The sequence below is a fragment of the Pseudomonas sp. LBUM1671 genome, from assembly GCF_059695685.1.
The window spans coordinates 825,104-850,630 of the sequence record NZ_CP166782.1 but is presented as its reverse complement, the minus strand read 5'-3'; the positions used below and the strand labels follow the sequence as shown (position 1 = coordinate 850,630).

The 25,527-nt window shown below is 58.8% G+C and carries 26 protein-coding genes and 1 other RNA gene; 15 read left to right on the top strand and 12 right to left on the bottom strand.

Features of this window, described 5'->3' with window-relative positions; translation table 11 throughout:
• The first annotated feature begins 15 nt into the window (after positions 1 to 15).
• Complete coding sequence (locus ACA060_RS03745) at positions 16 to 543, top strand: outer membrane protein assembly factor BamE (RefSeq protein WP_109627901.1); 528 nt, start codon at positions 16 to 18, stop codon at positions 541 to 543.
• Between the two features lie 267 nt (positions 544 to 810).
• On the opposite strand, the gene ACA060_RS03740 is transcribed toward ACA060_RS03745, so the two are convergent.
• From ACA060_RS03740 to ACA060_RS03725, 4 genes are all read right to left on the bottom strand, one after another.
• Positions 811 to 1,833: an IS110 family RNA-guided transposase gene (locus tag ACA060_RS03740; protein WP_497312317.1), complete on the bottom strand. Its 1,023-nt coding sequence runs from the start codon at positions 1,831 to 1,833 to the stop codon at positions 811 to 813.
• A 125-nt stretch (positions 1,834 to 1,958) separates the two neighbouring features.
• Positions 1,959 to 2,273 (bottom strand): RnfH family protein, encoded by a 315-nt coding sequence (locus ACA060_RS03735; RefSeq protein ID WP_497318171.1) that lies wholly within the window; start codon positions 2,271 to 2,273, stop codon positions 1,959 to 1,961.
• Positions 2,266 to 2,700, bottom strand: a complete 435-nt coding sequence (locus ACA060_RS03730; protein ID WP_010463538.1) for a type II toxin-antitoxin system RatA family toxin — start codon at positions 2,698 to 2,700, stop codon at positions 2,266 to 2,268. The genes ACA060_RS03735 and ACA060_RS03730 overlap by 8 nt, the downstream gene beginning before the upstream one ends.
• Positions 2,701 to 2,707: 7 nt before the next feature.
• A complete protein-coding gene (locus tag ACA060_RS03725) occupies positions 2,708 to 4,111 on the bottom strand; it encodes a sodium-dependent transporter (protein ID WP_109627899.1) in 1,404 nt (467 codons plus the stop codon).
• 118 nt (positions 4,112 to 4,229) lie between these two features.
• Between ACA060_RS03725 and smpB the strand changes: the two genes are divergently transcribed.
• Positions 4,230 to 4,712: an SsrA-binding protein SmpB gene (smpB, locus tag ACA060_RS03720; protein WP_109627898.1), complete on the top strand. Its 483-nt coding sequence runs from the start codon at positions 4,230 to 4,232 to the stop codon at positions 4,710 to 4,712.
• Between the two features lie 147 nt (positions 4,713 to 4,859).
• Here the strand turns inward: smpB and ACA060_RS03715 are convergent, their stop codons facing one another.
• Positions 4,860 to 5,627 carry a GntR family transcriptional regulator gene (locus ACA060_RS03715; protein WP_109627897.1) on the bottom strand — a complete coding sequence of 256 codons (768 nt, stop codon included), beginning with the start codon at positions 5,625 to 5,627 and terminating at the stop codon, positions 4,860 to 4,862.
• A 262-nt stretch (positions 5,628 to 5,889) separates the two neighbouring features.
• Here ACA060_RS03715 and ACA060_RS03710 point away from each other — a divergent pair, with 262 nt between their 5' ends.
• The 13 genes from ACA060_RS03710 to ACA060_RS03650 all read left to right on the top strand — a co-directional run bounded on the left by ACA060_RS03710 (position 5,890) and on the right by ACA060_RS03650 (position 18,047).
• Complete coding sequence (locus tag ACA060_RS03710) at positions 5,890 to 7,584, top strand: lactate permease LctP family transporter (protein WP_150633553.1); 1,695 nt, start codon at positions 5,890 to 5,892, stop codon at positions 7,582 to 7,584.
• 151 nt (positions 7,585 to 7,735) lie between these two features.
• Positions 7,736 to 8,560 carry a (Fe-S)-binding protein gene (locus ACA060_RS03705; RefSeq protein WP_497315512.1) on the top strand — a complete coding sequence of 275 codons (825 nt, stop codon included), beginning with the start codon at positions 7,736 to 7,738 and terminating at the stop codon, positions 8,558 to 8,560.
• Positions 8,557 to 10,011 (top strand): LutB/LldF family L-lactate oxidation iron-sulfur protein, encoded by a 1,455-nt coding sequence (locus tag ACA060_RS03700; RefSeq protein WP_497315510.1) that lies wholly within the window; start codon positions 8,557 to 8,559, stop codon positions 10,009 to 10,011. Before ACA060_RS03705 ends, ACA060_RS03700 begins: the two co-directional genes overlap by 4 nt.
• Positions 10,011 to 10,682: a LutC/YkgG family protein gene (locus ACA060_RS03695; RefSeq protein WP_497315508.1), complete on the top strand. Its 672-nt coding sequence runs from the start codon at positions 10,011 to 10,013 to the stop codon at positions 10,680 to 10,682. The genes ACA060_RS03700 and ACA060_RS03695 overlap by 1 nt, the downstream gene beginning before the upstream one ends.
• Positions 10,679 to 13,489 (top strand): FAD-binding and (Fe-S)-binding domain-containing protein, encoded by a 2,811-nt coding sequence (locus ACA060_RS03690; RefSeq protein WP_497315506.1) that lies wholly within the window; start codon positions 10,679 to 10,681, stop codon positions 13,487 to 13,489. The genes ACA060_RS03695 and ACA060_RS03690 overlap by 4 nt, the downstream gene beginning before the upstream one ends.
• A gap of 206 nt (positions 13,490 to 13,695) precedes the next feature.
• Positions 13,696 to 13,971, top strand: coding sequence for a PA2433 domain-containing protein (locus tag ACA060_RS03685; protein ID WP_109627891.1), 276 nt, complete (start codon positions 13,696 to 13,698; stop codon positions 13,969 to 13,971).
• Between the two features lie 422 nt (positions 13,972 to 14,393).
• Entirely contained in the window at positions 14,394 to 14,645 is a 252-nt protein-coding gene (locus tag ACA060_RS03680; protein ID WP_056741045.1) for a PA2433 domain-containing protein, read from the top strand.
• 115 nt (positions 14,646 to 14,760) lie between these two features.
• Positions 14,761 to 15,154, top strand: a transfer-messenger RNA (tmRNA) gene (gene ssrA / locus ACA060_RS03675).
• A gap of 115 nt (positions 15,155 to 15,269) precedes the next feature.
• The gene (locus ACA060_RS03670; RefSeq protein ID WP_497315503.1) at positions 15,270 to 15,473 is read left to right on the top strand and encodes a hypothetical protein; all 204 of its coding nucleotides are present in this window, start codon (positions 15,270 to 15,272) and stop codon (positions 15,471 to 15,473) included.
• 213 nt (positions 15,474 to 15,686) lie between these two features.
• Complete coding sequence (locus ACA060_RS03665; RefSeq protein WP_497315501.1) at positions 15,687 to 16,181, top strand: DUF6978 family protein; 495 nt, start codon at positions 15,687 to 15,689, stop codon at positions 16,179 to 16,181.
• A complete protein-coding gene (locus ACA060_RS03660; protein WP_497315499.1) occupies positions 16,178 to 16,945 on the top strand; it encodes a DUF1828 domain-containing protein in 768 nt (255 codons plus the stop codon). The genes ACA060_RS03665 and ACA060_RS03660 overlap by 4 nt, the downstream gene beginning before the upstream one ends.
• A gap of 133 nt (positions 16,946 to 17,078) precedes the next feature.
• Entirely contained in the window at positions 17,079 to 17,282 is a 204-nt protein-coding gene (locus tag ACA060_RS03655) for a hypothetical protein (protein ID WP_497315497.1), read from the top strand.
• 387 nt (positions 17,283 to 17,669) lie between these two features.
• The gene (locus tag ACA060_RS03650; RefSeq protein WP_109627889.1) at positions 17,670 to 18,047 is read left to right on the top strand and encodes a DUF6124 family protein; all 378 of its coding nucleotides are present in this window, start codon (positions 17,670 to 17,672) and stop codon (positions 18,045 to 18,047) included.
• A gap of 113 nt (positions 18,048 to 18,160) precedes the next feature.
• Here ACA060_RS03650 and ACA060_RS03645 read toward each other — a convergent pair whose 3' ends face one another.
• The 7 genes from ACA060_RS03645 to ACA060_RS03615 all read right to left on the bottom strand — a co-directional run bounded on the left by ACA060_RS03645 (position 18,161) and on the right by ACA060_RS03615 (position 25,512).
• Positions 18,161 to 18,583 (bottom strand): organic hydroperoxide resistance protein, encoded by a 423-nt coding sequence (locus ACA060_RS03645; RefSeq protein ID WP_497315495.1) that lies wholly within the window; start codon positions 18,581 to 18,583, stop codon positions 18,161 to 18,163.
• 37 nt (positions 18,584 to 18,620) lie between these two features.
• On the bottom strand, positions 18,621 to 19,580 hold the full coding sequence (locus ACA060_RS03640) for an enoyl-CoA hydratase/isomerase family protein (RefSeq protein ID WP_497315493.1): 960 nt from the start codon (positions 19,578 to 19,580) through the stop codon (positions 18,621 to 18,623).
• A 191-nt stretch (positions 19,581 to 19,771) separates the two neighbouring features.
• Positions 19,772 to 21,142, bottom strand: coding sequence for an exopolysaccharide Pel transporter PelG (gene pelG / locus ACA060_RS03635; RefSeq protein ID WP_497315491.1), 1,371 nt, complete (start codon positions 21,140 to 21,142; stop codon positions 19,772 to 19,774).
• The gene (gene pelF, locus ACA060_RS03630; RefSeq protein ID WP_497315489.1) at positions 21,143 to 22,657 is read right to left on the bottom strand and encodes a GT4 family glycosyltransferase PelF; all 1,515 of its coding nucleotides are present in this window, start codon (positions 22,655 to 22,657) and stop codon (positions 21,143 to 21,145) included. It abuts the gene before it with no gap.
• A complete protein-coding gene (locus ACA060_RS03625; protein ID WP_109627886.1) occupies positions 22,654 to 23,643 on the bottom strand; it encodes a HEAT repeat domain-containing protein in 990 nt (329 codons plus the stop codon). Before ACA060_RS03625 ends, pelF begins: the two co-directional genes overlap by 4 nt.
• Complete coding sequence (locus ACA060_RS03620; RefSeq protein WP_497315487.1) at positions 23,621 to 24,988, bottom strand: PelD GGDEF domain-containing protein; 1,368 nt, start codon at positions 24,986 to 24,988, stop codon at positions 23,621 to 23,623. The genes ACA060_RS03625 and ACA060_RS03620 overlap by 23 nt, the downstream gene beginning before the upstream one ends.
• Before the next feature lie 5 nt (positions 24,989 to 24,993).
• Positions 24,994 to 25,512 carry a penicillin-binding protein activator LpoB gene (locus tag ACA060_RS03615; RefSeq protein WP_109627884.1) on the bottom strand — a complete coding sequence of 173 codons (519 nt, stop codon included), beginning with the start codon at positions 25,510 to 25,512 and terminating at the stop codon, positions 24,994 to 24,996.
• Positions 25,513 to 25,527 lie beyond the last annotated feature (15 nt).

The window sequence follows — 25,527 nt, the reverse complement described above, 5'->3', positions numbered from 1 at the left end:
GGAAGTCGCCCACCGATGCAAAACACCAAGCTCTTGCTAACCAGTTTCACCTTTGTGGGACTGCTCGCACTCGCCGGTTGTTCATTCCCCGGGGTTTACAAAATCGACATCCAGCAGGGCAATGTCGTCACGCAGGACATGATAAACCAGTTACGCCCGGGAATGACCCGTAAGCAAGTACGGTTTATCATGGGCAACCCCCTGCTGACCGACACGTTCCATGCCGATCGCTGGGATTATCTGTACAGCCTGCAACCGGGTGGCGGTGAACGCCAACAGGAACGCATTAGCGTTATCTTCAACCCAAATGACCAGCTTGTCAGCCTCTCTGGTGATTTCATGCCAGGCGTAAGCCGCGACGAAGCCATTCTCGGCAAGGACAGTGGCACGACAGTCACTGCACCGGCAGAAAATGCCGAGAAGCCGAAACCGGAAAAACCGGTCAAGCCAGGTTCGTTGCTGGACCAGATCCAGAAGGACGTAGACGGCGTAGAAACCGTTCCGGTCCCGACGCCAGAACCGCTCGATACTTCGCCGCAATAATTTGCGACGCAATAAAATGTATGGTCAGCCCATCTCCTGCAACCTCATGGGCTGTTTTCGGTAAAGCTGGCTTGCGCTAATGTATCCGGGCTCATTGTGAGCGTTGCTGCAACAACGCTCGGCCCTCGATGAGTAGCCGCTCCCGACTGTCCTGAAAAAACCCTCAGCCTCTAAAGCTGATTTTATTGCCAGGTTCTCAGTCGGGCCGTTTGCCGTTTACTGTCATCAGTCAGTGACGTCGCAAAAGCCGGTAGTAAAGCTGTACGTTCAAGCGTTCGGATGTGGGTCGTACTGGCCGCCTTTGGCCAGTACCGCCCACACGATTCGCGCCAGTTTGTTCGCCAGCGCGCACGCGACAACATTGGAGTGTCGACGCGTCAGAAGCTCCCGAACCCAAGGCCCAATGGCGTCTTCCCGCTTATCGATATGCTGCATGATGGATCGCGCGCCCTGCACCAGCAGTTGGCGGATGTGCTTGTCGCCTCGCTTGCTGATCCCCAGAAGCACTGTCTTTCCGCCCGTCGAATATTGCCTCGGCACCAGCCCTAGCGAAGCGGCAAAATCGCGTCCACTTCGATAGTTCGACGCATCGCCTACATCGGCCAATACCGCACTGGCGGTGATGGGACCGATGCCAGGAATACTCTGCAAACGACTCCCGGCATCGTCTTCTTTCAACTGTTGCTTCAGATCGGACTCGATGTCCTTGATTTCATCATTCAGCTGTTGAATTTGATGATGGAGACGCATCACTACGCCCTTTAGGCGCAACGGAACCGGGTGCTGCGGGTCGTCCAACAGCGCCGGCACGCGGTGCAACGCAGCGGCACCTATAGGCAGGCTGATCCCGAACTCCAGCAGAAAGCCATGAATCTGGTTGGTCGCGACGGTTCGCTGGCCAATCAAAGATTTACGGACACGATGCAGGGCTGAAAGCGTTTGTTGCTCTGCGGTTTTGATCGAGCAGAAGCGCATCGCGGGGCGGCTCGCCGCCTCGCAAATCGCTTCGGCATCAATGAAGTCGTTTTTGTTGCCTTTGACGAACGGTTTGACGTGCTGCGGGGCGATCAGCTTCACCTCGTGGCCCAATGCACCGATCTGTCGAGCCAGCCAGTGGGCGCCACCGCACGACTCCATCACCACCGTGCAGGCCGGTAACTGGGCCAATGTGCTGAGCAATTGGCCGCGGTTGGTTTTCTTGCGCAATACCTGATGACCTTTGGCGTCCTGGCCATGTAGGTGGAAACTGTGTTTGCCAATGTCGATACCGAGAAGCGTCATCGTGTTCATGAGAGATCCTCCGCCGAAAACGAGAAAAGCCCTGCAAGCGTAAACCTGCAGGGCTTCTCGGTCAGGCTGACCATCTCATTAAACCCGGAATTTCCGGGTTTTTTATTGTCTGGCGTTTGGGCGATTCACTGATTCCGGGCTTTGGCCTCGGCAGCCTTGGCGGCACGCAGCCGACGAACCTCTTTCGGATCGGCCAGCAATGGCCGGTATATCTCGATGCGATCACCCGCCTGGACAGGACGATCGTTTGCATCAGTGATCACTTTACCGAAAATCCCCACCGGGCAATCCGTCAGATCAAGCTCCGCAAAGGTTTCGCCAACGCCCGATTTCAGCAAAGCCGCGCGCACGGTCGTTCCTGCCGGCACCGTCACAGAGAGAAGCTCCTGACGATCAACTGCGGCGTAGACCACCTCGACGTCAACCATCGACTCAACCATGCATTTGTTTGGCGCGCTGGCAAAACGCATCCACCAACGTATTCGCTGCCTGATTGAACAGCGGCCCCAAGGTCGCGCGGACAATCGGCCCGGCGTAATCGAACGACAGGTCCAGACTGATCTTGCAGGCCTTTTCGCCCAACGGCTTGAACACCCAAATGCCATGCAGCTGGGTGAAAGGACCTTCCTCAAGGTTCATCTCGATCGAATGACCGGGCACTAACGTGTTTCTGGTGACGAAATGCTGACTCAACCCGCCCTTGGCCACTCCGACGCTCGCGCGCATGTGCTCGGGTGTGCTTTCCAGCACTTCGGCGGTCGAACACCACGGCAGGAATTCCGGGTAACGCGCCACGTCATTGACCAGGTCATAAAGCGCTTGCGCCGGATATGGCAGCAACGCCGAACGTTGAATGTGTGTCGTCATGTAAGCGTCACTTCCACAGCTGTGCGGCAAACACTACGAGAATGCCGATGGGCGCCACATAGCGCATCAAGAACAGGGACAGACCGAACAATATGGGACTGCGGATCGATAGTTCATCGCGTACTGCTTCACGGCCCATGATCCAGCCTGCAAAGACCACGAAACACAAACCACCCAGTGGCAACATGATCCGCGAAGTAAAGAAATCGATCACGCCAAAGAAGTCCAAGCCGCTGGCCGCACCCCATTGATAGAGATGGAACATCCCGCCTTCGTTCACGAAAAATTTGGCTTCCTTCCAGATATTGAAGGAAAACACCGTGCCCAGCCCCACGAACCAGCAGATAAACGCCAGCCAGAAAGTCACCCAGGCGCGGCTGATTTTCGTACGCTCGACCAGGTAAGCCACCATCGGCTCAAGCAGGGAAATCGCCGAACTCCAGGCTGCCACCGCGACCAGTACGAAGAACACTACGCCCATCAACTGGCCGAACGCCACGTTGCCGAAGGCAAACGGCAGGCTGACGAACATCAGGCCCGGGCCTTCGCTCGGGTTGAGGCCTGCAGCGAACACAATCGGAAACAATGCCAGACCGGCCACCAGCGAAACGAAGGTATCGAGCAGCGCCACACCGACCACGGTGCCGGAGATGGATGAATGCTTCGGCATGTAAGCGCCGTAAATCATGATCGAACCAACACCCACGCTCAGGGAGAAGAACGCGTGCCCCATGGCCGGCAACAAGCCGTCGAGGACTTTTTCCGGGTGGAAGTCGAACATGAAATGCACGCCCTCCATGAAATGCCCGGTGGTCATGCTATAGCCCAGCAGCACCAGAATCATCACAAAGAGCAGCGGCATCATGATCCGCAGACTGCGTTCAAGCCCGGCGACCACGCCTTTGGCGATGACGACGGCAGACAGCAGCATGAAAATCGTGTGCCAAAGTGTCAGGCGCCATGGATCGGCGATCACATTGCCAAAGTACGCGCCGACCTGATCAGGCGTCGCCCCCTGGAAGTCGCCACGACCCATGTCGATGATGTAATCCAGCGACCAGCCGCCGACCACACTATAGAAAGACAGGATCAGCAACGCCGTGATCATCCCGGCGAATGCGCCCCAGGACCACTTGCCCGAATGCCCTGCTTCCTGTGCCAGCACCTTCAAGGCGTTGGCCGGGCTCTGCCGCGCACGGCGGCCGATCAGGGTTTCGGCCAGCATGACCGGCACACCGATCAGCGCGATACAGGCCAGGAACATCAGCACGAAGGCGCCGCCGCCGTAGACGCCGACCATGTAAGGGAATTTCCAGATACTACCCAGGCCCACGGCCGAACCGGTCGCGGCGAGTATGAAGACCCAGCGGCTAGCCCAACTGCCGTGGACAGAAACCTTGTCTGTCGACATCGTTATCACGCCCAAGCGTTCAAAAAAGAGGCCGCATTGTCCGGGATTCAATCAACCTGCTCAAGCACGTAGCGATACCGTAGCCGACTTGCTTGCAACTCCCTATAATGCCGCCCCTATGGCTAAACAGAAGAAACACCCTACAGGGACCATCGCGCAAAATAAAAAGGCGCGACACGATTACTTCATCGAGCATAAGTTCGAGGCTGGTCTGGTCCTGGCCGGCTGGGAAGTAAAAAGTCTGCGGGCAAGCAAGCTGCAACTGGTTGACAGTTACGTGCTGCTCAAGGATGGCGAAGCCTGGCTGCTCGGCAGCCACATTACGCCGCTGATGACCGCCAGCACCCACGTCATCGCCGATCCGACCCGCACCCGCAAATTGCTGCTCAACCGCCGCGAGCTGGAAAAGCTGGCCGCCGCCGTGCAGCAAAAAGGCTATGCCTGCGTGTGCCTGTCCTGGTACTGGAGCAAGCACATGGTCAAGTGCGAGATCGCTCTGGGCAAGGGCAAGAAGGAATACGACAAGCGTGATACCGAACGCGAACGCGATGCCGGTCGCGAGTTGCAGCGTGCGGTGCGCAACAAGGGCAAGGAAGAATAATCTTCCACCCGATTGTGGCGAGGGAGCTTGCTCCCGTTCGGCTGCGCAGCAGTCGCCAGCAATCTTCATGACAGCGGCGACTAGCGAGGGCCGCTTAGTGCCCCAGCGGGAGCAAGCTCCCTCGCCACAGGTCATCAGGTCACCTGACTACATCCCCTTGCGCCGTTCCGCCCGGGCCACGCGCTGCACTTCCTGACGCACCTCTTCCAGCACTTCTTGCACATACAGAATGTGTCGGCTGGACACTTCCCGCGCCTGCTCTGCCCGCCCCTCGATAATTGCCATGTACAACTCCCGGTGCTGCGTGATCAGCATGTCGCGGGTTTCCGTACGCTGTTTATACATGCCGCCAATGTTGGTCACCACGTTGCGCTTGAGCAGATCGAACAATCCACGAATAGTGTGCAGCAACACGGCGTTGTGACTGGCTTCGGCAATCGCCAAGTGAAATTTCGCGTCCGCCGCGCCCTCTTCCGCCCGACTCACTTCATCGTGACGCGTGTAGCAGTCCTGTAATTCATTGAAGGCCGCCGTCAGTCGCTCGCGATCGACGTCCGTGGCGCGCAATGCCGCGTAATAGGCGCAGGACGCTTCCAGCGTATGGCGAAACTCCAGCAAATCGCGCTGCGCTTCGGGGTTGCTTTCCAGCAGATGCAACAGCGGATCGCTGAAGGTCGAACCCAGCGACTCCACCACATAATTGCCGCCACCCTGGCGACTGACCAGCAGCCCTTTGGCCGCCAGTTTCTGTATTGCCTCGCGCAATGAAGGGCGTGACACGCCGAACTGCTCGGCCAACGCACGTTCGGCCGGCAAGCGCTCGCCAGACTTCAACGTGCCTTCGAGGATCATTCCCTCGAGTTGCTCGACAATATCGTCAGACAAACGGCGCTGACGAATCTGATCAAACCCCATAACTCAATTCTCCACGGTCCCGACGGCTCGCCGGGCCCTCTATTCTGGCCTATCGACGCTGTGCCAGCACCTACCAGACGGCATTTGTTAAAGCGGATCAAGCACGCGTCACAGCGCTTATTCGACAAAAGTTCTAGGGCGACAAATTGACACGCCACACACAACGCTTTTACCCTACCCAACAGCGATTGTAAATTGGTATTACCAATTATCCAAGAACGCTGACCAGTGCCTGACCAACAACAATTAGGGGCCACCCCATATGCAAACCTGGCAACAGCTCTATACCCCGCTCGGCAGCCTAGGCTTCTCCGCGCTCGCCGCCGTTATCCCCATCGTGTTTTTCTTCCTGGCGTTGGCGGTGTTCCGCCTCAAAGGGCACGTGGCCGGCAGTATCACGCTGGCGTTGTCCATCGCCGTCGCAATCTTCGCCTTCCAGATGCCAGTCGACATGGCGTTCGCCGCCGCCGGGTATGGCTTCGCTTACGGTCTGTGGCCGATTGCGTGGATCATTGTCGCGGCCGTGTTCCTCTACAAACTGACGGTCAAGAGTGGTCAGTTCGAGGTCATCCGCAGCTCGGTGTTGTCAATCACCGACGACCAGCGTTTGCAGGTTCTGCTGATCGGCTTCTGCTTCGGTGCGTTCCTTGAAGGTGCCGCCGGTTTCGGTGCGCCGGTAGCGATTACCGCCGCATTGCTGGTAGGACTGGGCTTCAACCCACTGTATGCCGCAGGCCTGTGCCTGATCGCCAACACCGCGCCAGTGGCCTTCGGCGCCTTGGGGATTCCGATCATCGTGGCCGGGCAAGTGACCGGCATCGACGCGTTCAAGATCGGCGCCATGACCGGTCGCCAACTGCCGTTGCTCTCGCTGTTCGTACCGTTCTGGCTGGTGTTCATGATGGACGGCCTGCGCGGCGTTCGTGAGACTTGGCCTGCTGCGCTGGTGGCCGGCTTGAGCTTTGCCATCACCCAATACTTCACCTCGAACTTCATCGGTCCCGAGCTGCCGGATATCACCTCGGCCCTGGCCAGCCTGATTTCCCTGACGCTGTTCCTGAAAGTCTGGCAGCCGAAACGCGCCGCCGGCCAACACATCGCCGGTGCCGTCTCGGCCTCGGTGGTGACCGCCAGCGCCGGTGGTTTCGGCCAGCCGCGCACCAGCGTGGCGTCGCCTTACAGCCTGTTCGAAATCATCAAAGCCTGGTCGCCGTTCCTGATCCTCACCGTGCTGGTCACCATCTGGACCCTGAAACCGTTCAAGGCCATGTTTGCCGCTGGCGGTTCGATGTACAGCTGGGTATTCAACTTCGCCATCCCGCACCTGGATCAGATGGTGATCAAGGTCGCGCCGATCGTGACCGCGCCGACCGCCATTCCAGCGGTGTTCAAGCTCGACCCGATTTCCGCGACCGGCACGGCGATTTTCTTCTCCGCACTGATCTCGATGCTGGTGCTGAAGATCAATATCAAAACTGGTCTGACCACTTTGAAAGAGACCTTCTACGAACTGCGCTGGCCGATTCTGTCCATCGGCATGGTCTTGGCATTTGCCTTCGTCACCAACTACTCGGGCATGTCTTCGACCATGGCGCTGGTATTGGCAGGCACCGGTGCGGCATTCCCGTTCTTCTCGCCATTCCTCGGCTGGCTGGGCGTGTTCCTGACCGGTTCCGATACCTCGTCCAACGCGCTGTTCAGTTCGTTGCAAGCGACCACCGCGCACCAGATCGGCGTGAGCGATGTGCTGCTGGTCGCGGCAAACACCAGCGGCGGCGTGACCGGCAAGATGATCTCTCCGCAATCGATCGCCGTGGCCTGCGCCGCGACCGGCCTGGTGGGCAAGGAATCGGATCTGTTCCGCTTCACCCTCAAGCACAGCCTGTTCTTTGCAACGATCGTCGGCCTGATCACCTACGTCCAGGCCTACTGGCTCACCGGCATGCTGGTGCACTAAGACCTACAAGCAGCATCGAAAAAACAGACGCCGGACCACGATTCCGGCGTCAGCTATTCACAACCCGGTCTGTAAGGCTGCTGAAAGCTTCCCTCTCTATATTCAGCAGCCTCAGCGGACGGATAACCGGGACCACCCGGAGACACGCCTGATGAGCGAGCTTTTTTACAACGCCGTGCCGAACGCGACCCGCGTGGCCCCGCCACTGCCATTGCCTCGGCAATACCCCAGCGAGAAACCGTCACGGGTCTACCTGTTCGGGACCTGCGTGGTGGATTTGTTCTACCCCGAAGCCGGGATGGATGCGATCCACTTGCTGGAGCGCGAAGGCATTCGGGTCGAGTACCCGCAAGGGCAGAGCTGCTGTGGACAACCGGCCTACACCTCGGGTTACACCGAGCAGGCAAGGACCGTGGCGCGCTCGCAACTGGCGCTGTTCGCCGGGGATTACCCGGTGGTGGTGCCGTCGGGATCGTGTGCCGGGATGTTGCGCGAACACTATGCCGACTTGTTCAAGGACGAGCCGCACACGCTGAAACAGGTTCAGGTACTGGCTGCCCGGACCTATGAACTGGCCGAGTTCCTGCTGTTTGTCTGCAAGGTGCAGCTCAAGGACAGCGGTGAGCCGGTGAAAGTGGCGTTGCACACCTCGTGTTCGGCGCGTCGTGAGATGAACACCCACCTGCACGGTCGCGAGTTGTTGTCACAACTGAGCAACGTGGAGCGAGTCGACCACAGCCACGAAAGTGAATGCTGTGGCTTCGGTGGGACTTTCAGCGTCCGTATGCCAGACATTTCCGGCGCGATGGTGGCTGACAAGACCCGGTCGTTGAAGGAATCGGGCGCGCACCAGGTACTCAGTGCCGATTGCGGTTGCCTGATGAACATCAACGGCTCGCTGGAGAAACAGAAGGAAGCGTTGCGCGGCCAACACCTGGCCAGTTTCCTTTGGCAGCGAACCGGAGGTGTTCTATGAACGCTTCCGCAATTATTCCTACGGTTGCCGTAGAAGAAGATTTCCGCACCCGGGCTCACAAGGCGTTGGGTGACCAGCAACTGCGAAATAACTTTCGCACTGCGATGGATTCTCTGATGACCAAACGGGCAGCGTCCTTCAGCGATGCCCACGAAAGAGAACATTTGCGCGCGCTGGGCAATGCTGTCCGCGCCCGAGCGTTATCCAAGCTGCCCGACCTGCTCGAGCAGCTTGAACAGAACCTGACCCGCAACGGTGTGACAGTGCACTGGGCGGAAACGGTGGACGAAGCCAATGGCATCGTCCTCTCGATCATCCGCGCTCACGAGGGGCGGCAAGTGATCAAGGGCAAATCGATGGTCAGCGAAGAGATGGAGATGAACCATGTCCTCGAGGCTCAAGGCATTGAATGCCTGGAGTCGGACATGGGGGAGTACATCGTCCAGCTCGACCACGAGAAGCCTTCACACATTATTATGCCGGCGATCCACAAGAATGCCGGTCAGGTCGCGTCCTTGTTCCACGACAAACTTGGCGTGGAGTACACCAAGGACGTTGACCAACTCATTCAGATCGGTCGCAAAGTCTTGCGACAGAAATTCTTCGAAGCGGACATCGGCGTCTCCGGCGTCAACTTCGCCGTGGCCGAAACCGGCACCCTGCTGCTGGTGGAAAACGAAGGCAACGGTCGCATGACCACCACGGTGCCGCCGGTACACATCGCCGTGACCGGTATCGAAAAAGTCGTGGAAAACCTGCGCGACGTGGTGCCGCTGCTATCACTGTTGACCCGCTCGGCCCTCGGCCAGCCGATCACCACCTACGTCAACATGATCTCCGGCCCGCGCAAGGAACATGAACTCGACGGCCCGCAGGAAGTGCACCTGGTATTGCTCGACAACGGTCGCAGTCAGGCCTTCGCCGACAGTGAATTGCGCCAGACCCTGAACTGCATCCGCTGCGGCGCGTGTATGAATCATTGCCCGGTCTACACTCGAATCGGCGGTCACGCCTATGGGGAGGTTTACCCTGGGCCTATCGGAAAAATCATCACCCCGCACATGGTCGGCCTGGCGAACGTCCCGGACCATCCGAGCGCGTCGTCGCTGTGCGGTGCTTGCGGTGAAGTGTGCCCGGTAAAAATTCCGATCCCGGCCCTGCTGCGTCGCCTGCGGGAAGAGAACGTCAAAGCCCCGGACAGTCCGCATCAAGTCATGCGCGGCCAGGGCAGCAAGTATTCGCGCAAGGAACGTTTTATCTGGAGCGCCTGGGCCAGGCTCAACAGCTCGCCGACGCTGTATCGTCTGTTCGGCTTTTTCGCCACACGGCTGCGCGCCCTGGCACCGAGTAATGTTGGCCCGTGGACGCAAAACCACAGCGCACCGAAACCCGCTGCCCGCTCACTGCATGACATGGCCCGCGAGCATCTGGCCAAACAGGGAGATCGTTGATGAGCGCCAAGCAAAACATCCTCGCCAAGTTACGGAAAAGTCTGACAGGCACCACGCCCGTGCCCGATGAATTCGACGTCGAGCTGGTGACTGCGCCTTATACCTACACCGCCGAACAACGCATCCCGCAACTGCGCAAGCTGATGGAAGCGGTGCACACCGAAATCCATCTGACGTCCGGCGCAGATTGGCCGGCGCTGCTCGCACAGTTGCTGTGGGACCGCCAATTGCCGAGTCTGTTGATCGCACCGACGACGCCTCATGGGCAATGTGTCACTCAACACTGGGCGAACAATCCGGGTCTGCCGACACTCAAGTCCTACGACCGCCCGGTTGAAGAATGGAAAGCCGAGCTGTTCAACGACACCCCAGCCAGCCTGACCACCACCCTCGGCGCCATCGCCGCGACAGGTAGCCTGATTCTCTGGCCGACGCGGGAAGAACCGCGCCTGATGAGCCTGGTACCGCCGGTGCATTTTGCCCTGCTCAAGGCCAGTGAAATCCGCGACAACTTCTATCAAGTGCAACAGGAATACGACTGGGCCCAGGGCATGCCCACCAACGCCTTGCTGGTGTCCGGTCCGTCGAAAACCGCTGACATCGAGCAAGTCCTGGCCTACGGCGCGCACGGTCCGAAAGACCTGGTGGTTTTGATTCTGGAGGACCAATGAGTCTACCCGCGGCTTTCCTGCGAGATGCGCAGCAATTGATTCCCCAAGAGCGACGTTTCGACGACCCGCTGTCGACATTGGCCTTCGGCACCGACGCCAGTTTTTATCGGCTGATTCCGAAACTGGTGATCCGCGTCGAGTCCGAAGACGAAGTGGTCGCGCTGCTCAAACTGGCGCAACGGGATCAGGTCCCGGTGACCTTCCGCGCTGCCGGCACCAGCCTGTCCGGCCAAGCCATCAGCGACTCGGTGCTGATCGTGCTTGGGGATAACTGGAACGGTCGCGACATCCGCGGCCAAGGCACGCAAATCCGCCTGCAACCGGGCGTGATCGGCGCGCAGGCCAACGCTTGGCTGGCGCCTTTTGGGCGCAAGATCGGCCCGGACCCGGCCTCGATCAACGCCTGCAAAATCGGCGGCATCGTTGCCAACAATGCCAGCGGCATGTGCTGCGGCACCGCGCAGAACACCTACCACACGCTGGCCGGCATTCGCCTGGTGCTGGCTGATGGCAGCCGTCTCGATACCGAGGATCCAGCGAGCGTCGCAGCCTTTCGCCAGAGCCATGCTTCGCTGCTCGAGCGTCTGGCGACCTTGGGTCGCGAAACCCGCGCCAATGCCGAACTGGCCGCAAGAATCCGCCACAAATACCGTCTGAAAAATACCACCGGCCTGTCTCTCAATGCCTTGGTGGATTTCGACGAGCCTGTGGATATCTTGAGCCACTTGTTGGTGGGTTCCGAAGGCACGCTCGGCTTCATCAGCGCGGTGACCTACGACACGGTCATCGACCACCCGAACAAGGCTTCGGCACTGATCGTATTCCCGGATGTGGAAACCTGCTGCAACGCCGTCACCGTGCTGAAAAGCCAGCCGGTGTCCGCCGTCGAACTGCTGGACCGTCGCAGCCTGCGTTCGGTGCAGGACAAACCCGGCATGCCGGCTTTCGTACAACAGCTGTCGAACAATGCCTGCGCGCTGCTGATCGAGTCCCGCGCCGCATCGTCCACTTTGCTACAGGAACAACTGGCGCAGATCATGGCGTCGTTGACCTCGTTCCCCGTGGAGAAACAAGTCGACTTCACCGAGGACCCGGTAGAAAACGCACGGCTTTGGGCGATCCGCAAAGACACCTTCCCCGCTGTCGGCGCGGTGCGCAAAACCGGCACCACGGTGATCATCGAAGACGTGACCTTCCCGGTGGAACAACTGGCCATCGGCGTGAATCGCCTGATCGAGCTGTTCGACAAACATCACTACGACGAAGCGATTCTTTTCGGACACGCGCTGGAAGGCAATCTGCACTTCGTCTTCACCCAAGGCTTCAACAACCCGGATGAAGTCGCACGCTACCAGGCGTTCATGGACGACGTGGCGCAATTGGTGGCAGTGGAATTCGGCGGTTCGCTGAAGGCCGAACACGGCACCGGCCGCAACATGGCGCCCTTCGTCGAACTGGAATGGGGTAGCGATGCCTACCAGTTGATGTGGCAGCTCAAACGCCTCCTCGATCCCAACGGCATTCTCAACCCGGACGTGGTGCTCAGCGAGGATCCGCAGATCCACCTCAAGCACCTGAAACCGCTGCCGGCCGCCGATGAGATTGTGGATAAGTGCATCGAGTGCGGTTTCTGCGAACCGGTGTGCCCGTCGAAAGGACTGACCCTGAGCCCGCGCCAGCGCATCGTGATCTGGCGGGATATCCAGGCGAAGAAACGCGCAGGCGTCGACACCTCCGAGCTTGAAGCTGCTTACGAATATCAAGGCATCGACACCTGTGCCGCCACAGGGTTATGTGCGCAACGTTGCCCTGTAGGCATCAACACCGGCGAGCTGGTGAAAAAGCTCCGCAGCCGTAAGGCGACGCATACGAAAACCGCCAACTGGCTTGAAGGAAATTTCGCCACCGCATTGCAAGGCGCGCGCTTCACCCTGCATGTGGCCAACGGCGCGCGGATGCTGCTGGGCGCGCCGCGTCTGGCCAAGCTGTCGGCAACGCTGACCAAGTTGTCCAAAGGCCAGGTCCCGCAATGGACCAACGCCATGCCGCAGCCGGAAAAAGCCATTCGCTTCAGCCCGGTCGTATCGGACGAGCGCCCCCGCGTGGTCTATCTGGCGGCCTGTGTCTCGCGAGTCATGGGCCCGGCGGCGGGTGATAAAGAGCAGATGTCGTTGTACGACAAAACCCGTGGGCTGCTGGAAAAGGCCGGTTACCAGGTAGTCTTTCCGGACAATCAGGACAGCCTCTGCTGCGGTCAGCCGTTTGCCTCCAAGGGCTACGCCGAACAGGCCGAACACAAACGCCAGGAACTGATCGGCGCGTTGCTGCACGCCAGTCGCGGTGGGCTTGACCCGATCTATTGCGACACCAGCCCGTGCACGTTACGGCTGGTTCAGGATTTGGGCGAAGTCCGACTCGACCTTTACGACCCGGTGCGATTCATCCGTACGCATTTGATGGATCGCCTGGATTTCACACCGCAGGAAGCGCCGATCGCGGTGCACGTCACTTGCAGCACCCAGCACCTTGGCGAGAGTCAGGCGCTGATTGATCTGGCGCGTAAGTGCAGCAACACCGTGGTCATTCCCGAGGGCATTCACTGTTGCGGGTTTGCCGGGGACAAGGGCTTCACCACTCCCGAACTGAACGCTCACTCACTGCGCAGCCTGAAAGACGCCGTGCAGTTCTGCGCAGAAGGCATTTCCACCAGCCGCACCTGCGAAATCGGCCTGAGCCAACATGGCGGGATCGACTATCACGGCTTGGTTTACTTGGTGGATCGTGTGACGCAAGTGCGTCCCGCTTGAGGGTACTTTGGTGAAAATGGGGCGACTTCGCCCCTTTTTCATGCACTGCCGTTGCGCCAAACTTCTCGACACTCCTTCAAAAAAAAACCGAACTCCAGCATGCGGCTATAGTCATTTAGCTAAGCCCTGTGAACGGGCTTATAACCACCTCGGCCAGCAGCCTACTTCACCGGCAGCACCGAGCCCTCATGCGCAAGGAGATACCCATGAAGCACTCTGCAATTGCTGGATTGTTCATCACCGCCGCACTGTTGGCCTCGCCGGTGTTTGCGGCAGATAAAGACCTTTGCAAACAAAACATGAGCCAAATTCAGCAGGTACTGGACTCTGATCCCGCCACATCAGAAAACGCCAAGGACAACGTACAAGCCGACTTGGACAAAGCAAAAGCAGCCCAAGCCGCAGGGGACGACAAGGGGTGCGTTGGAATCACTAGCGGTTTGCTTGAGAAAATTCAAACGCGCAACCCAACCAACAAGTAATCCCGTGTGACCAGGCCAACCTTCGGGTTGGCCTTATCCACTGCGGTGGCGTACACAGCGCAGGCTTGTTGCTTACTTTTCAATCACCGAGCAACAGGCTCGGAGCCGTTTAGGATTCGACGCCGGTTTAAGCGGCTAAAACTTACACAACTCGCCCCAAAACAAACCCGCCAAGTGCGGGTTTGTTGCATCGGAGGATGGGTCATGCGTGCGAGACAGAGGCAATTGCCCCCAATTTTTTAGCGCCACTGCTCCTATCGACTATCAAACAGTCTTTTCATAGCCTTTCTGAAAAAACCGAATTTCTGCGCGGCGTCGTAGTCTTTTAGGTAAGCCCTCATCAATCGTGGCTTACTTTTCGGACTCGCCCGAGCCGCCCGCTCATACGGCAGCACCGAGACCATCAGTACAAGGAGATATCCATGAAACGTACCGCACTCGCTGGTTTGTTCATCTCTGCTGCAATGTTGGCCTCTCCCGTATTTGCAGCGGACAACGACCTTTGTACGAGCAAACTGCAGGAGCTCGAAGCCAAAGTGAATGCGCTACCAGCGACCTCCACCAACGCACCGGAGATCAAAAGACTGCTGGCCAGCGCCAAAACTTCAAAAGCCGCCGGGGACGACAAAAAATGCGCCACCGAGGCCATCCAGGCATTGGCGCTGACAAACTGAGCAACAAACCCAACCCATAACCACTCGCGGCCAACCTTCGGGTTGGCCTTCTCACGCGTGTTGGCGTACACTGCGCAGGCTTGTTGCTCACTTTGATTCACCGAGCAACAGGCTCGGGGCCGTTTAGGATTCGACGCCGGTTGCGAAACTTTAGGTGCATGCCGAGTTGGTAACAGAACTCGTAAATCCACTGTTGCAACTTTCTATAGTTGCCAATGACGAAACCTACGGGGAATACGCTCTCGCTGCGTAAGCAGCCTTAGCCCTTCCCTCCTGGTACCTTCGGGTCCAGCAATCATCAGGGGATGTCTGTAAACCCAAAGTGATTGTCATATAGAACAGAATCGCCGTGCAGTACGTTGTGGACGAAGCGGCTAAAACTTACACAACTCGCCCAAAGCACCCTGCCCTTCGGGTCGCTGAGGGTTAACTTAATAGAAACGGCTACGCATGTAGTACCGACAGCGGAGTACTGGCGGACGGGGGTTCAAATCCCCCCGGCTCCACCAAATACGAAGCAAGACAAAACCCGCCAAGTGCGGGTTTTGTTGCATCTGGGGGTTGGTGATTTGTGGTTAAACACAACCAGACCTATGCTGGCGATCTACCCGCAAGGATGCCGCCATGAAATTCAAAGTACTGATTGCCGCGTTGACCCTTTCCCTGACGTCCGGTTGTGCGCACTACAACGACCGCACCACCGACACCAATAAAACCGGGCGGATTGCCTGTGATGCCGAGCCCAGGAATCAGGCCGGCTGCTATACGAAGCAGTCGAAGGGCTGGAATAGGGGTGGGTTGAAGTTTGGGGTTGGGGCTTCGAACTAGGCTTAGGGTAAGAGAGGTCCTACAGGCTTCTTTATTTAGGGGATGTTTCCGACAGGGTTTGACGGTTGCCGAGTGGGAAGGCCTGTCCGTAGGCTTTGGGCACCGCCCGCATACTTGTGGGAGAAAAATCCCTGATTGTCCGGTATCAGCCGAATGACGCGGCCAGGATCAATAGGCACGAGTTTGGATTCATAAGCAGATAGGGACTTTCAGATGACGCTACTCAGCGATGCTTTGATTGGGCATCTCCTCACTATGGATAAGGTGGTAAAAAATCCAGATGCCAAACCAACGCTGTTCAAAAAGTCGCTGAGATTCAACTACACCCTGCAGTCATCTGATGGGACTCACGCATTTGAACTCTACATACGACAGAACCAGATAGATCCGGACGCTTTTTCCTGTGGCCTGACGTTTTATCCAAGACCTGGCGACAAAGGGATCACGCTGACTCGGTACAACGGCGGCTACCACGTTCATCGCAACCCACTGGAGGGCGATGAAGAAATCCGAAACCTCTGTCACATCCATCTGGCAACAGAGCGCTATATGGAGCTCGGTAAGGTCGATAGATACGCCGAGACGACCACACGGTACAAAGACCTCGGTGGTGCTTTGACATGCTTGCTCTCTGACTGCAACATCACTGGCCTGGAGCTAGACTCCAAGGCAGATGATCACTCACTCCAGATACCTCTCTTCGAATGAACGACTTGGCAGCACTACGAAAATCGCTATGCACCGCGTTCTGCGAGGACGTGGTGATCAGTGAGCGGGGCGACTTGCTGACTGTATCGATCCCACTTACCGCTCGGGATGGGGATTGCTTTACCGCCTACCTGAGTCGAAAGAATGGAGGGTGGCGCGTATCCGATGCGGCCAACACGATGATGCGGCTTAGCTATGAAAATGACTTAGCCAAACTGCTGACAGGTCCAAGGGCGAAGCTTTACGAATCGATTTTGGCCGAAAGCGGCTTGTTCGAGGACGACGGCGAAATCTATATCGATGTTCCTGCTGACAAGCTTTCTCGAGGTATTTTCGCTCTGGGCCAAGGTCTGAGCAGAGTCGAGGACATCGCCCTCTGGACTAAAAGTCGAGTGGGTTCGACATTTACTCACGATCTGCGAGAGTTGTTGTATTCGTTTGTTCCCAAGGAAATCATCCAGGAAGGTTACGTCCCAGAGATCTATGGCGGGGAAGATTACGCAGTTGATTTCCGGATAAAAACCGATGGCAAGCCTGTGTTTCTCTTCGGCGTAAACGGGAAGGACAAGGCTCGCTTGACGACGATTACGTTGCTTCATCTCAAACAGGTCGGAGTCAAATTTGACTCAATTATTGTGTGCAGCGACTTTTACGAACTGCCAAAAAAAGATGCCTCGCGGCTGATGTCGGCAGCCAACGATGTCGCGCCATCAATTCTTGACACGGCATCGATAGTCGAAAAAGTTAAGCACCGCATGGGATGACCTAACCCGGACCACACTGCAATCCAAAGCAAACAGAACCTGCCAAGTGCGGGTTTTGTTGCATCTGGGGGTTGGTGATTTGTGCTTAAACATGACCGGCCTACGCTGGCGGTCCACCCGCAAGGGCGCTGTCATGAAATTCAAAGTATTGATTGCCGCGTTAATCCTTTCCCTGACGTCCGGTTGTGCGCATTACAACGACCGCACCAGCGACACCAACAAGACCGGGCGGATTGCCTGTGATCCCGAGCCCAAGAATCAGGCTGGTTGCTATGCGAAGCAGTCGAAGGGCTGGAATTGGGGTGGGTTGAAGTTTGGGGTTGGGGCTTCGAACTAGGTTCTGGTCTTGTAAGAAGCGCCGGGATTGAAGGGGTTCTTTTAAACAACAAATCTCGCCCTGATCCTACAGACGCCATGATTTCCGGGGAGGTTTCCGACAAGTCCCGGCGGTTGTCGGGTAGGAAGGTGAGTGGATAGGCTTTGTCGGTCGCTGCACATCAGCGATCGGGTGTGGAAACCCGAAGATAAACAAACATGCCCCCATGGCATACTGTGGCGCTTTTTTTCGGCCGCAGGTTCAAGTTATGGCGGCTGTGCGTGGGAGACCTTCGGGTCTGCCGGGTTTTGTCCGTTTATCTCGGTTTTTCCACCCCGCGCACAGTTGCCACCTATTCGAGTGGAATCGGAAGAGTGGCAGCTCCAAAGACTTAAAAGGACGATTGCCATGATCAAAGAAACACCAAACCCGCCCGCCCCGGACGACGTTTCCCCCTACGAATCCCTCGACTCCAAAAAACTCCACGACGCCGCCGACCGCGCGCTCGATCACTACCTCAATCCCTCCGCCCTGAAATCCCCCGTTTCCCGCAAACCGAGCACGATGTTTCTCGTTGCACCGGATATCAAGGACGAAGACCTGCTCGCCCATACCTGTGAATCGTTGGCCCAGGCCAGTGTGATGGCGGGTGATTTTGCGGGGTATCTGGAAGGGCCGCATCGGCACACGGCGATGGCGATTCAGCAGATTGTGATGCTGGCGGAACTGGCGGTGAATCGGATGCTGGATAACGTTGTCGTGCCGAAATCTGCGCCACGCAGTTGATCCCCCTGTAGGAGCGAGGCTTGCCCGCGAAGGCGACGTGTCAGTCGACATCATCTCTGAATGACACGCCGCCTTCGCGGGCAAGCCTCGCTCCTACAGGATTGATGATGTTTTTAGACTACTTTCAAATCCACCGACACATGCCCCCGCGTCATCCGCGAATACGGGCAGAGCTGATGCGCCGCGTCAGCCAGCTCCCGTTTCACGCCCTCCTCCAATCCAGGAAAGTTGACGTTTAACCTGACCGCCAGCTGAAAGTCCCCGCTGGCGGTTTTACCCAGGTCCACTTCGGCATCCACCGACGTGTCTTCCGGTAATTTGATTTTCATCTTGCCCGCCGCCACCTGTATGGCGCCGATGAAGCAGGCGGAATAGCCCAGCGCAAACAGTTGCTCCGGATTGGTGCCGGGTTTGCCCGAGCCGGGGGAGCTGAATTTGACGTCCAGTTCGCCGTCGCTGGATTTGCCGGTGCCGGTGCGGCCGCCGACGGTGTGGGTTTTGGCGGTGTAGAGAACGGTTTCCAGTGCTGCACTCATGACAGTGACTCCTGATCAGGATTGAACAACCGCGAGGTCATTTCGAGGCCTCGCCCAAGGTGCCGGTGTAGTGCGCCAGGCGTTTTTCGACGTCGGCTTTTTTCTGCAGGCCAAGCTCCATCAGTTGGGTGATGCGTTGCTGCGCTGCCGGGCGTTTGACCGAGCCGATGAAACCCTCCCATTCGGCGGCGATGGCTTCATTGGGTGGCAGACTGGCGGCGTCGACCAGACGCTTGATGTCGGTGATCGATTGTTTGTCGAACCGGGCGATGCGTCGGGCCATGGTGTCGACGAATTTATCGAGTTCGGCGTCAGGTAGCGCGCGATTGACGTAGCCGTAACGCTCGGCGAGTTCGCCATTGATGTCGTTGCCGGTGAGCAGCACTTCCAGCGCGCGCCCGCGGCCCATCAGCCGTGGCAGGCGCGCCATCGGGCCGCCGCCCGGCACCAGGGCGGCGCCGATTTCCCATTGCGAGAGGATGGCTTTTTCGCGGCTGGCGAAGCGCATGTCGCTGGCCAGTGCCAACTCGCTGCCAACGCCAGTGGCACGACCGCGGATCGACACGATCGAGACCACCGGCGCCTTGCTCAAACGAACCAGCATGTCAGGCAATGGCGGCAGGCCGGTCGGGCCGTTGGGGAGGCTGGTGGTGTCGGTCAGCGGCGGGACAAAGTCGTAGTGAGTGAGGAAGAAGTCCGGAACATCACTGTCGAAGACTACGACCACCACTTTCGGATCGGTCTCGATGGCCGTGACGACCTCATTCAGCTGCGGCATGGTCTCGGGGCCATAGATGTTGTACGGCGGATTGTGGAAGGTGACGCGCCAATACTCGGGGGTGATGCGGGTGAGCTTGATCTGCTGTTTTACCGCGTTGACGGGTTGTGTCTTGTCGGGTTGTGAAGCGGATGTGGACGCTGCTTCACCGACGAGAGACAAGCCGGTGGCCGCCATGCTGGCGACAATGATCGCTGCGTTGAATAGCTGCAGTCTCATGGGAAAACCTCCAGTAGAAAAACATGGGTTCCCGCGTACAACGTTCTACAGTCTGAAGCAGTTTTTGAGCATGCCGGAATGGACCGACTGAACAAGCCTAGCAGCGTAAATTCGACTCACAAGTGACGTCAGTCGGACAAAAAAAAGGCACTGGCGATCATCGCCAGTGCCTTTTTTGTCTGACCGTAACGTCAGCGAGACAACATGAACGTGTCGTACTCCAGATCTTCCAACGCCGTCGAAAGCCTGTGTAAACCCAGCAATACACAAATCAGCAACGACAGCGTAAACCCGTACCCGAAGAAGCTTGGCCCCAGGTACATGCTGAACAGCGTCAGCATCGCGTTCAACACCGCGAACAGCACGCACAGCTCCAGCACCACGGTGCGTTTGTCGAGGTAGAAGAACACGTTGAGCAACGCCATGAACACCACTTGAATGCTCACACCGATCAGGTCGATGTAGAACAGCGGCAGGTAATAACTGGAGATGCCCAGCCATTCCAGCAGGCGCGGTGCGAACAGGAATAACAGCACCGCCGTCAGCCCCTGGACCTTACAGATTTCCAGCAGACCTTGGCGGATCGACAAGGTCATTTCGGTTTTCAATTGCCCGATGTGTTGCAGGGTTTCGCCTTCGCGGATCGCCCGGAACAAGCGGTCGTACCACTCCGCAAAATCAGTCTCGATGCGCACCAGGAACACCGCCATGCCGGGGATGATCGCCAGGTACGCGAGGAAGATCGGCAGGTCGTAAAGGATCGAGGCGCGCAGCGGGCCGACGATTTCGTTGGAGGTGCCGGGGTTGAACCAGAACATGAATTTGTCGATCCAGATCCCCAGGTTGTAGAAGAAGCCGGTGGCCAGCAGGCTGAGGAAAACGTTGCGCCGGTCGAGGAAATCGAAGGCGATCAGTTTCTCGGCGCGGTACTCGCGCAGGATGTCGTAGAGGAACAGGAACAGCAGCGTGCTGTGCCCGATCAACAGCGCCAGCAGCAAGCCCGGCATCTGCAAAAAGCTCAGCAGGTAGGCGCTCGCGACCATCAGCGTGTAACCCACCAGCATCACCAGCAGGATGCGGTTATAGGCCTTCATCCCCGAGAGGAAGATGATCACCAGCCACAAGTTGCACAACACCACAAAGTTCGCCAACACCAGCACGCGGTAAATCAGCGGCTCGTCGAACAGCAAGCCCAGCACCACAATGCCCAACACCCCGGCGCCGAGGGTGACCAGCAACAACACGCCCAAGAGGTTGGGCAGGATCTGATCGTACTTGTGCTCGAACAAGCGGTCGGAGACGAAGCGCGTGAAGAACAACTGCAAGCCGCCCGTCAGGATCAACGAGGAGGCCATCAGGTACGTCACCGTCACCAGGAACTGCCCGACCAGCATGTTCGGCAGCAGCAGGCCGATGCTGATGATGCCCACCAGCATCACGCTGATGATCGACAAGACCCACGGCCCGGAGCTGATCAGCCCGGCGTAGACGTAGGCGTGCAAGGTCGCCGTGTAGGAATCGCGCGAAAGGATTTTTCGCAGTTCAAAGCCAATACCGGCCATTTAGCTGTTCTCCATGGCGGCTTGATACAGGTCGCGGTAACGCTGCAGCATCAAGGCTTCGGTGTAATAACGATTGACCCGCAACAAGCCACTGGCCTGGGCGGCCTGCCAGCGTCGCGGGCTGCGCAACAGTTCAAGGATCGCGGCGCACGTGGCTTGTGGATCGGCAATCGCCACCACTTTGCCGGCGTGCCCGAGGTCGCGGTCATCAAAGCTGCCGCCTTCGATCAACTCGCGGCATGACCCCACGTCGCTGCTGACCACCGGTGTACCGGCGGCCCAGGCTTCGAGGATCACCAGCGGCTGCGCTTCACTGATCGAGGTCAGCACCATCAGGCCGAGTTTCGGCAGGATGTCCTGAATGCGCTGGAAGCCGAGGAAATGCACCTTGCCTTCCAGGCCCAGACTGGCCATCAGGCTGCGGCATTCGCTGACGTATTCCGGGTCTTCCTCTTCCGGGCCGACGATCCAGCCTTCGGCTTGCGGCATGGCGCTGATCACGCCGCGCATCGCCCGCAGAAAGGTTTTTACGTCCTTGATCGGCACTACGCGGCCGATCAAACCGACCACAGGCGCAATGCCGTGGGCGCGGGATTCCAGCGCTGCGGTCCACACCGGCAAGTCGATGCCGTTCGGAATGACTTGGGTGCGGGCCGCGAGGGCGCCATCCTTGATCTGGCGCTGACGGTTACCGTCGTAGAGCGCGATGATGTTGTCGGCGCTGTTGTACGTCAGCTGGCCGATGCGCTCGAAGAAACGTACCCACAACGTGCGGATGTAACCCGAGCCGGCGTCGAGGCTGCGGTTCAGCGCCTGGCCGGAACTCTCGGCGATCCAACTGGCCTGGGCCAGGTCGATCTTGCGTTCCTTGGTGTAGATTCCGTGCTCGCTGAGCAAATAGGTGCAGTTCCAGCGCTGCTTGAGGATGCAGCCGAGGAAACCCGCATACCCGGTAGAAATCGAATGCAGCACCCGCGCTTTCGGCATCCGTTGCGCGGCTTCGGCGAGCATCAGCAACGGCGACTGCATCGCGCGCAGGGTCCAGAAATAATTGACGAAGGACGGGTCGGCGCAATGCTGACGATAGCCTTCGCTCAACGACTCCCAACTGGCGCGACTGCGCAGCACATCGTCGAGGGTCATGCGGCCCTGGGCGATGCAGTCGAGCAAGCGCTCGCCCAGCGCGGGGTCTGGCGCGTCCGGGTGATGCAGGAAGCGATACAAATCCTGCAACTGCTGTTCATCAGCCTCGCGGGGCTCCACCAGCCTGTCGGTCGGATGGGTCGCATCTTCGAGGAACACTTCTTCGATGTGCAGCACGTTCGCCGGCACTTCGTAACGCCGGGACGGATAGGCCTGACGCTGGCCGCCGATGAACATCACCGAAAAGGTCAGTTCCGGCAGGCCGAGGATCATCTGGTGAATCCAACTGGAAACGCCGCCGCGCACGTAAGGCCAGGTGCCTTCGAGCAGCAGACAGATGTCGGCAACCGGTGCCTGTTCCTTGTGACTCATGTCCAGCTCCTGACCAATGCGGCGAATGGCGGCCGCTGACGGGTTTCCTCGGGAAGGCGTGCGAGCAGTCCGGGAATTTCGTGGTAACGACCGGCCTCAAACGCCAGCTCGGCGCGAAATGGCAGCACCTGCGCGGCGCCCATGCCGTTCTCTTGCGCCTGACTGAGCAGCACTTCGGCACGCTCGACGTCACCACGTTCCAGAGCGATGCGCCCGGCCAGCAAGAACAGTTCACCGCCCTCGCCCGCTTTTAAACCTTGCTCGGCATGTTCACTGGCCTGCGTGAGCACGTGATCGAGCACACTGCCTTGCGCCAGGCCCAGATACGCCAGCTCCCAATACCAGCGCGCCAGCCGGCCGTGCAGCGCACCCGCCGCTTTGGCAGTGGCACCGGCCAGTTCGCCGAGCGCGATCTGGATGTGCAGGTTGATGTCGCTTTCCTGCTTGTCGAGCATCGAATACGCCAGCAGCCGCACGTCGTCACTCGGGTCACCGAGGGCCAGTTTGAGGATCGGCACCGCTTCTTTGCCGGGCATGCGGCGCGTGGCCAACAGGGCGGCCAGACGCTGATCCGGGTCCGGCGCATGACGCAACACGTCCTGCAAACCGCCATCGGCGAAGATCGGCGAGTGCAGTTGCAACTGCGCCCGAAACGGCAGTTTCGGGATGCCCACCGCTTGCCACGCTTGCTTGTCGCGTTTGCGCGGCAGGTACAGCGCCGGGAAGATCGCCGCCACTACGCCGACCGCGCCGAGCACCGGCACGAAGAACGCCAGACTGAAGATAAACAGCGGGCTCCACGGCAGCGGCGAACGGTAGCGCGCCGGCAGCAACAGCCACACGGCCGCGCACAACATCACGCACGCCAAGCCATGGCTGAGGGTGAACACCAGCAATTGTTGTAACTCAGGCGCCGCGAGCCACAAGCTGGCCCAACTGCCCGCCTCTAACAACAAGGCTCCGCTAAACAGCCACTTGCTGATCATTCAGGCCACACTCGTTGAACAGGAAATTACGCAGCCCGTTGCGTTCACAGCCAGGCTCCAGGTTGAACGGCAACACGCGCACGCCGAGGCTGTCGAGGCTGCTTTCAATGCCAAAGTGTTCGTGCAGCATCAGGTTCATCCGCGCCAGATAACCTTCGGTGCCTTGCGGACTGGTCAACGGCAACAGCACCAGCAACAGCTGATGATCGCGGTTGTTACGCAGCGGCAATTGCAGGTCGAGGCCACGCTGGCTGCGTTCGAACAGACGCGACAGCTCATCGTTGGGACGGGTCATCTCAAAGGCGAAAAGGCCGGCCGCCAGTTTGTGCTGCTCGACATCCACCAGCGAACGCTTGAGTTGCAGGGTGAACTGCTGCGCATCGGCGTCGGCCAGTTGCAGCACTTGCGGGTCGCGGCGCAGCAGATCGGCAATGTGCCCAGCGAGCAACGCCAACAGGCTCAGCGTACGATCCTGAAACGCGAAGAACGGCATCTGCCGCACCGCCAGGATCGCCAGCAAACGACCTTCGGCATCGATCAGCGGAATGCAGGCCTGCAACGACGAGAACTGCGCCGAGCTGCCGGCATCAATCAGTTCCTGACGCACGCTGACCAGTTCACCGCGCTCCAGGCACAGCTTGACCAGACCGTCTTCGGTGCCCAAAGGCCCCATGACGCCGATGGTCGCCAAGGCTTCGGGCAACACGTTTTCTTCGCGCTCATCGACGCGATACAGACCGGCCACACGCAACGCGCCGTACTGACCCAGCATGGCCACGATCGGATCGGCCAACACGGCCAGTGCATCACCTTCATCCGGCATCACCCGCAGCTTGTCGCGCAAACCCAGCAACGAACTGCGCAGGCTCTGATCGCTGCCCGCCACGCGCTGCTCCAGCAGGTCGTGGGAGACCCGCAAAATCTGGTGCGCTCGGGTGAATTCGTCGAGTCGATACTGGCGGTAATCGTTGGCCATCTGCAGACGCTGCAAGCGCCGCTCCCACAGATCGCGAACCTCGCCCACCAGCATGCCGCTGACCAGCACGCCGACAATAAACGACGGATCAAGCTGCGCGTAGGCTTCATGCCCGCTATAGCGCAGCGCAAACAGTGCCGCCACCAACAGGCTGGCGCTGAGCAGGCCACGCACAAAACCATAACGCACACCCAACAGCAGCGGCGCCAGCACCGGCCAAGGGAAACCGGCGTGCATTTGCAACGGGTCTTGCGGGGTCAGCCACAAGCCCAGGCCGATCGCCGCGCCGGTGACCAACAGCGTTTCCAGCCAAGACACCGGGCCGCTGGCACGCGGCGCGAGGGTGTAATCCATGTGAGGAGAATTCATTGCATTCACTCGAACCGAAGGGCGCCAACAAGTGTGTCGAGCACCGTTTGCGCGGTGCCGGCGAGGCTTTCACGGGACCAGCCCGCACGCGCGCCGCTTTTGCTCCAGAGCACACGACCGCTGCTGGCTTCGAGCACGCGCAGGCTGATGCCCACGGCCGGTTCGCCGTCCAGACCGTTCTTGTACTGCCACTCTTCAACGCTGCCGGCGACCACGTAATCAAGCTTCTGATCCCGTGCCCAGTCGAGGGCGCCAGCCAGGCGTTCGTTGTCGTCCATCAGCGCTTGTTCGCCCTGAGTGCTGACCGGGTAAACCCGTGGTTGCAGACCATGGCTGCTGAGCACGCTGAGCAAAATCTGCTCGGCGCGTTCACCGGCTTGCGGGGTTTGCGAATAGTTGATCATCGGCACGGTGCCCCACTTCGCATTACGCGCAAGGTTCGGGCTGGTGTCGCCGGTGAAGCTCGCGCAACCGGCGACGAACAGGACTGCCAGAGCCAGGCTCAGATTACGAATTGCTTGCATCAGTTTTTCTCCTGT

Coding starts and splice junctions, on each gene's coding strand:
- ACA060_RS03680 (WP_056741045.1), top strand. CDS start 14,394: ATGAAACGTACCGCACTCGCTGGTTTGTTCATCTCTGCTGCAATGTTG.
- ACA060_RS03625 (WP_109627886.1), bottom strand. CDS start 23,643: ATGATCAGCAAGTGGCTGTTTAGCGGAGCCTTGTTGTTAGAGGCGGGC.
- pelG (WP_497315491.1), bottom strand. CDS start 21,142: ATGGCCGGTATTGGCTTTGAACTGCGAAAAATCCTTTCGCGCGATTCC.
- ACA060_RS03690 (WP_497315506.1), top strand. CDS start 10,679: ATGAGTCTACCCGCGGCTTTCCTGCGAGATGCGCAGCAATTGATTCCC.
- ACA060_RS03735 (WP_497318171.1), bottom strand. CDS start 2,273: ATGGTTGAGTCGATGGTTGACGTCGAGGTGGTCTACGCCGCAGTTGAT.
- ACA060_RS03640 (WP_497315493.1), bottom strand. CDS start 19,580: ATGAGACTGCAGCTATTCAACGCAGCGATCATTGTCGCCAGCATGGCG.
- ACA060_RS03745 (WP_109627901.1), top strand. CDS start 16: ATGCAAAACACCAAGCTCTTGCTAACCAGTTTCACCTTTGTGGGACTG.
- ACA060_RS03665 (WP_497315501.1), top strand. CDS start 15,687: ATGACGCTACTCAGCGATGCTTTGATTGGGCATCTCCTCACTATGGAT.
- ACA060_RS03740 (WP_497312317.1), bottom strand. CDS start 1,833: ATGAACACGATGACGCTTCTCGGTATCGACATTGGCAAACACAGTTTC.
- ACA060_RS03730 (WP_010463538.1), bottom strand. CDS start 2,700: ATGACGACACACATTCAACGTTCGGCGTTGCTGCCATATCCGGCGCAA.
- ACA060_RS03650 (WP_109627889.1), top strand. CDS start 17,670: ATGATCAAAGAAACACCAAACCCGCCCGCCCCGGACGACGTTTCCCCC.
- ACA060_RS03655 (WP_497315497.1), top strand. CDS start 17,079: ATGAAATTCAAAGTATTGATTGCCGCGTTAATCCTTTCCCTGACGTCC.
- ACA060_RS03685 (WP_109627891.1), top strand. CDS start 13,696: ATGAAGCACTCTGCAATTGCTGGATTGTTCATCACCGCCGCACTGTTG.
- ACA060_RS03705 (WP_497315512.1), top strand. CDS start 7,736: ATGAGCGAGCTTTTTTACAACGCCGTGCCGAACGCGACCCGCGTGGCC.
- ACA060_RS03700 (WP_497315510.1), top strand. CDS start 8,557: ATGAACGCTTCCGCAATTATTCCTACGGTTGCCGTAGAAGAAGATTTC.
- ACA060_RS03715 (WP_109627897.1), bottom strand. CDS start 5,627: ATGGGGTTTGATCAGATTCGTCAGCGCCGTTTGTCTGACGATATTGTC.
- ACA060_RS03710 (WP_150633553.1), top strand. CDS start 5,890: ATGCAAACCTGGCAACAGCTCTATACCCCGCTCGGCAGCCTAGGCTTC.
- ACA060_RS03660 (WP_497315499.1), top strand. CDS start 16,178: ATGAACGACTTGGCAGCACTACGAAAATCGCTATGCACCGCGTTCTGC.
- pelF (WP_497315489.1), bottom strand. CDS start 22,657: ATGAGTCACAAGGAACAGGCACCGGTTGCCGACATCTGTCTGCTGCTC.
- smpB (WP_109627898.1), top strand. CDS start 4,230: ATGGCTAAACAGAAGAAACACCCTACAGGGACCATCGCGCAAAATAAA.
- ACA060_RS03670 (WP_497315503.1), top strand. CDS start 15,270: ATGAAATTCAAAGTACTGATTGCCGCGTTGACCCTTTCCCTGACGTCC.
- ACA060_RS03725 (WP_109627899.1), bottom strand. CDS start 4,111: ATGTCGACAGACAAGGTTTCTGTCCACGGCAGTTGGGCTAGCCGCTGG.
- ACA060_RS03695 (WP_497315508.1), top strand. CDS start 10,011: ATGAGCGCCAAGCAAAACATCCTCGCCAAGTTACGGAAAAGTCTGACA.
- ACA060_RS03620 (WP_497315487.1), bottom strand. CDS start 24,988: ATGAATTCTCCTCACATGGATTACACCCTCGCGCCGCGTGCCAGCGGC.
- ACA060_RS03615 (WP_109627884.1), bottom strand. CDS start 25,512: ATGCAAGCAATTCGTAATCTGAGCCTGGCTCTGGCAGTCCTGTTCGTC.
- ACA060_RS03645 (WP_497315495.1), bottom strand. CDS start 18,583: ATGAGTGCAGCACTGGAAACCGTTCTCTACACCGCCAAAACCCACACC.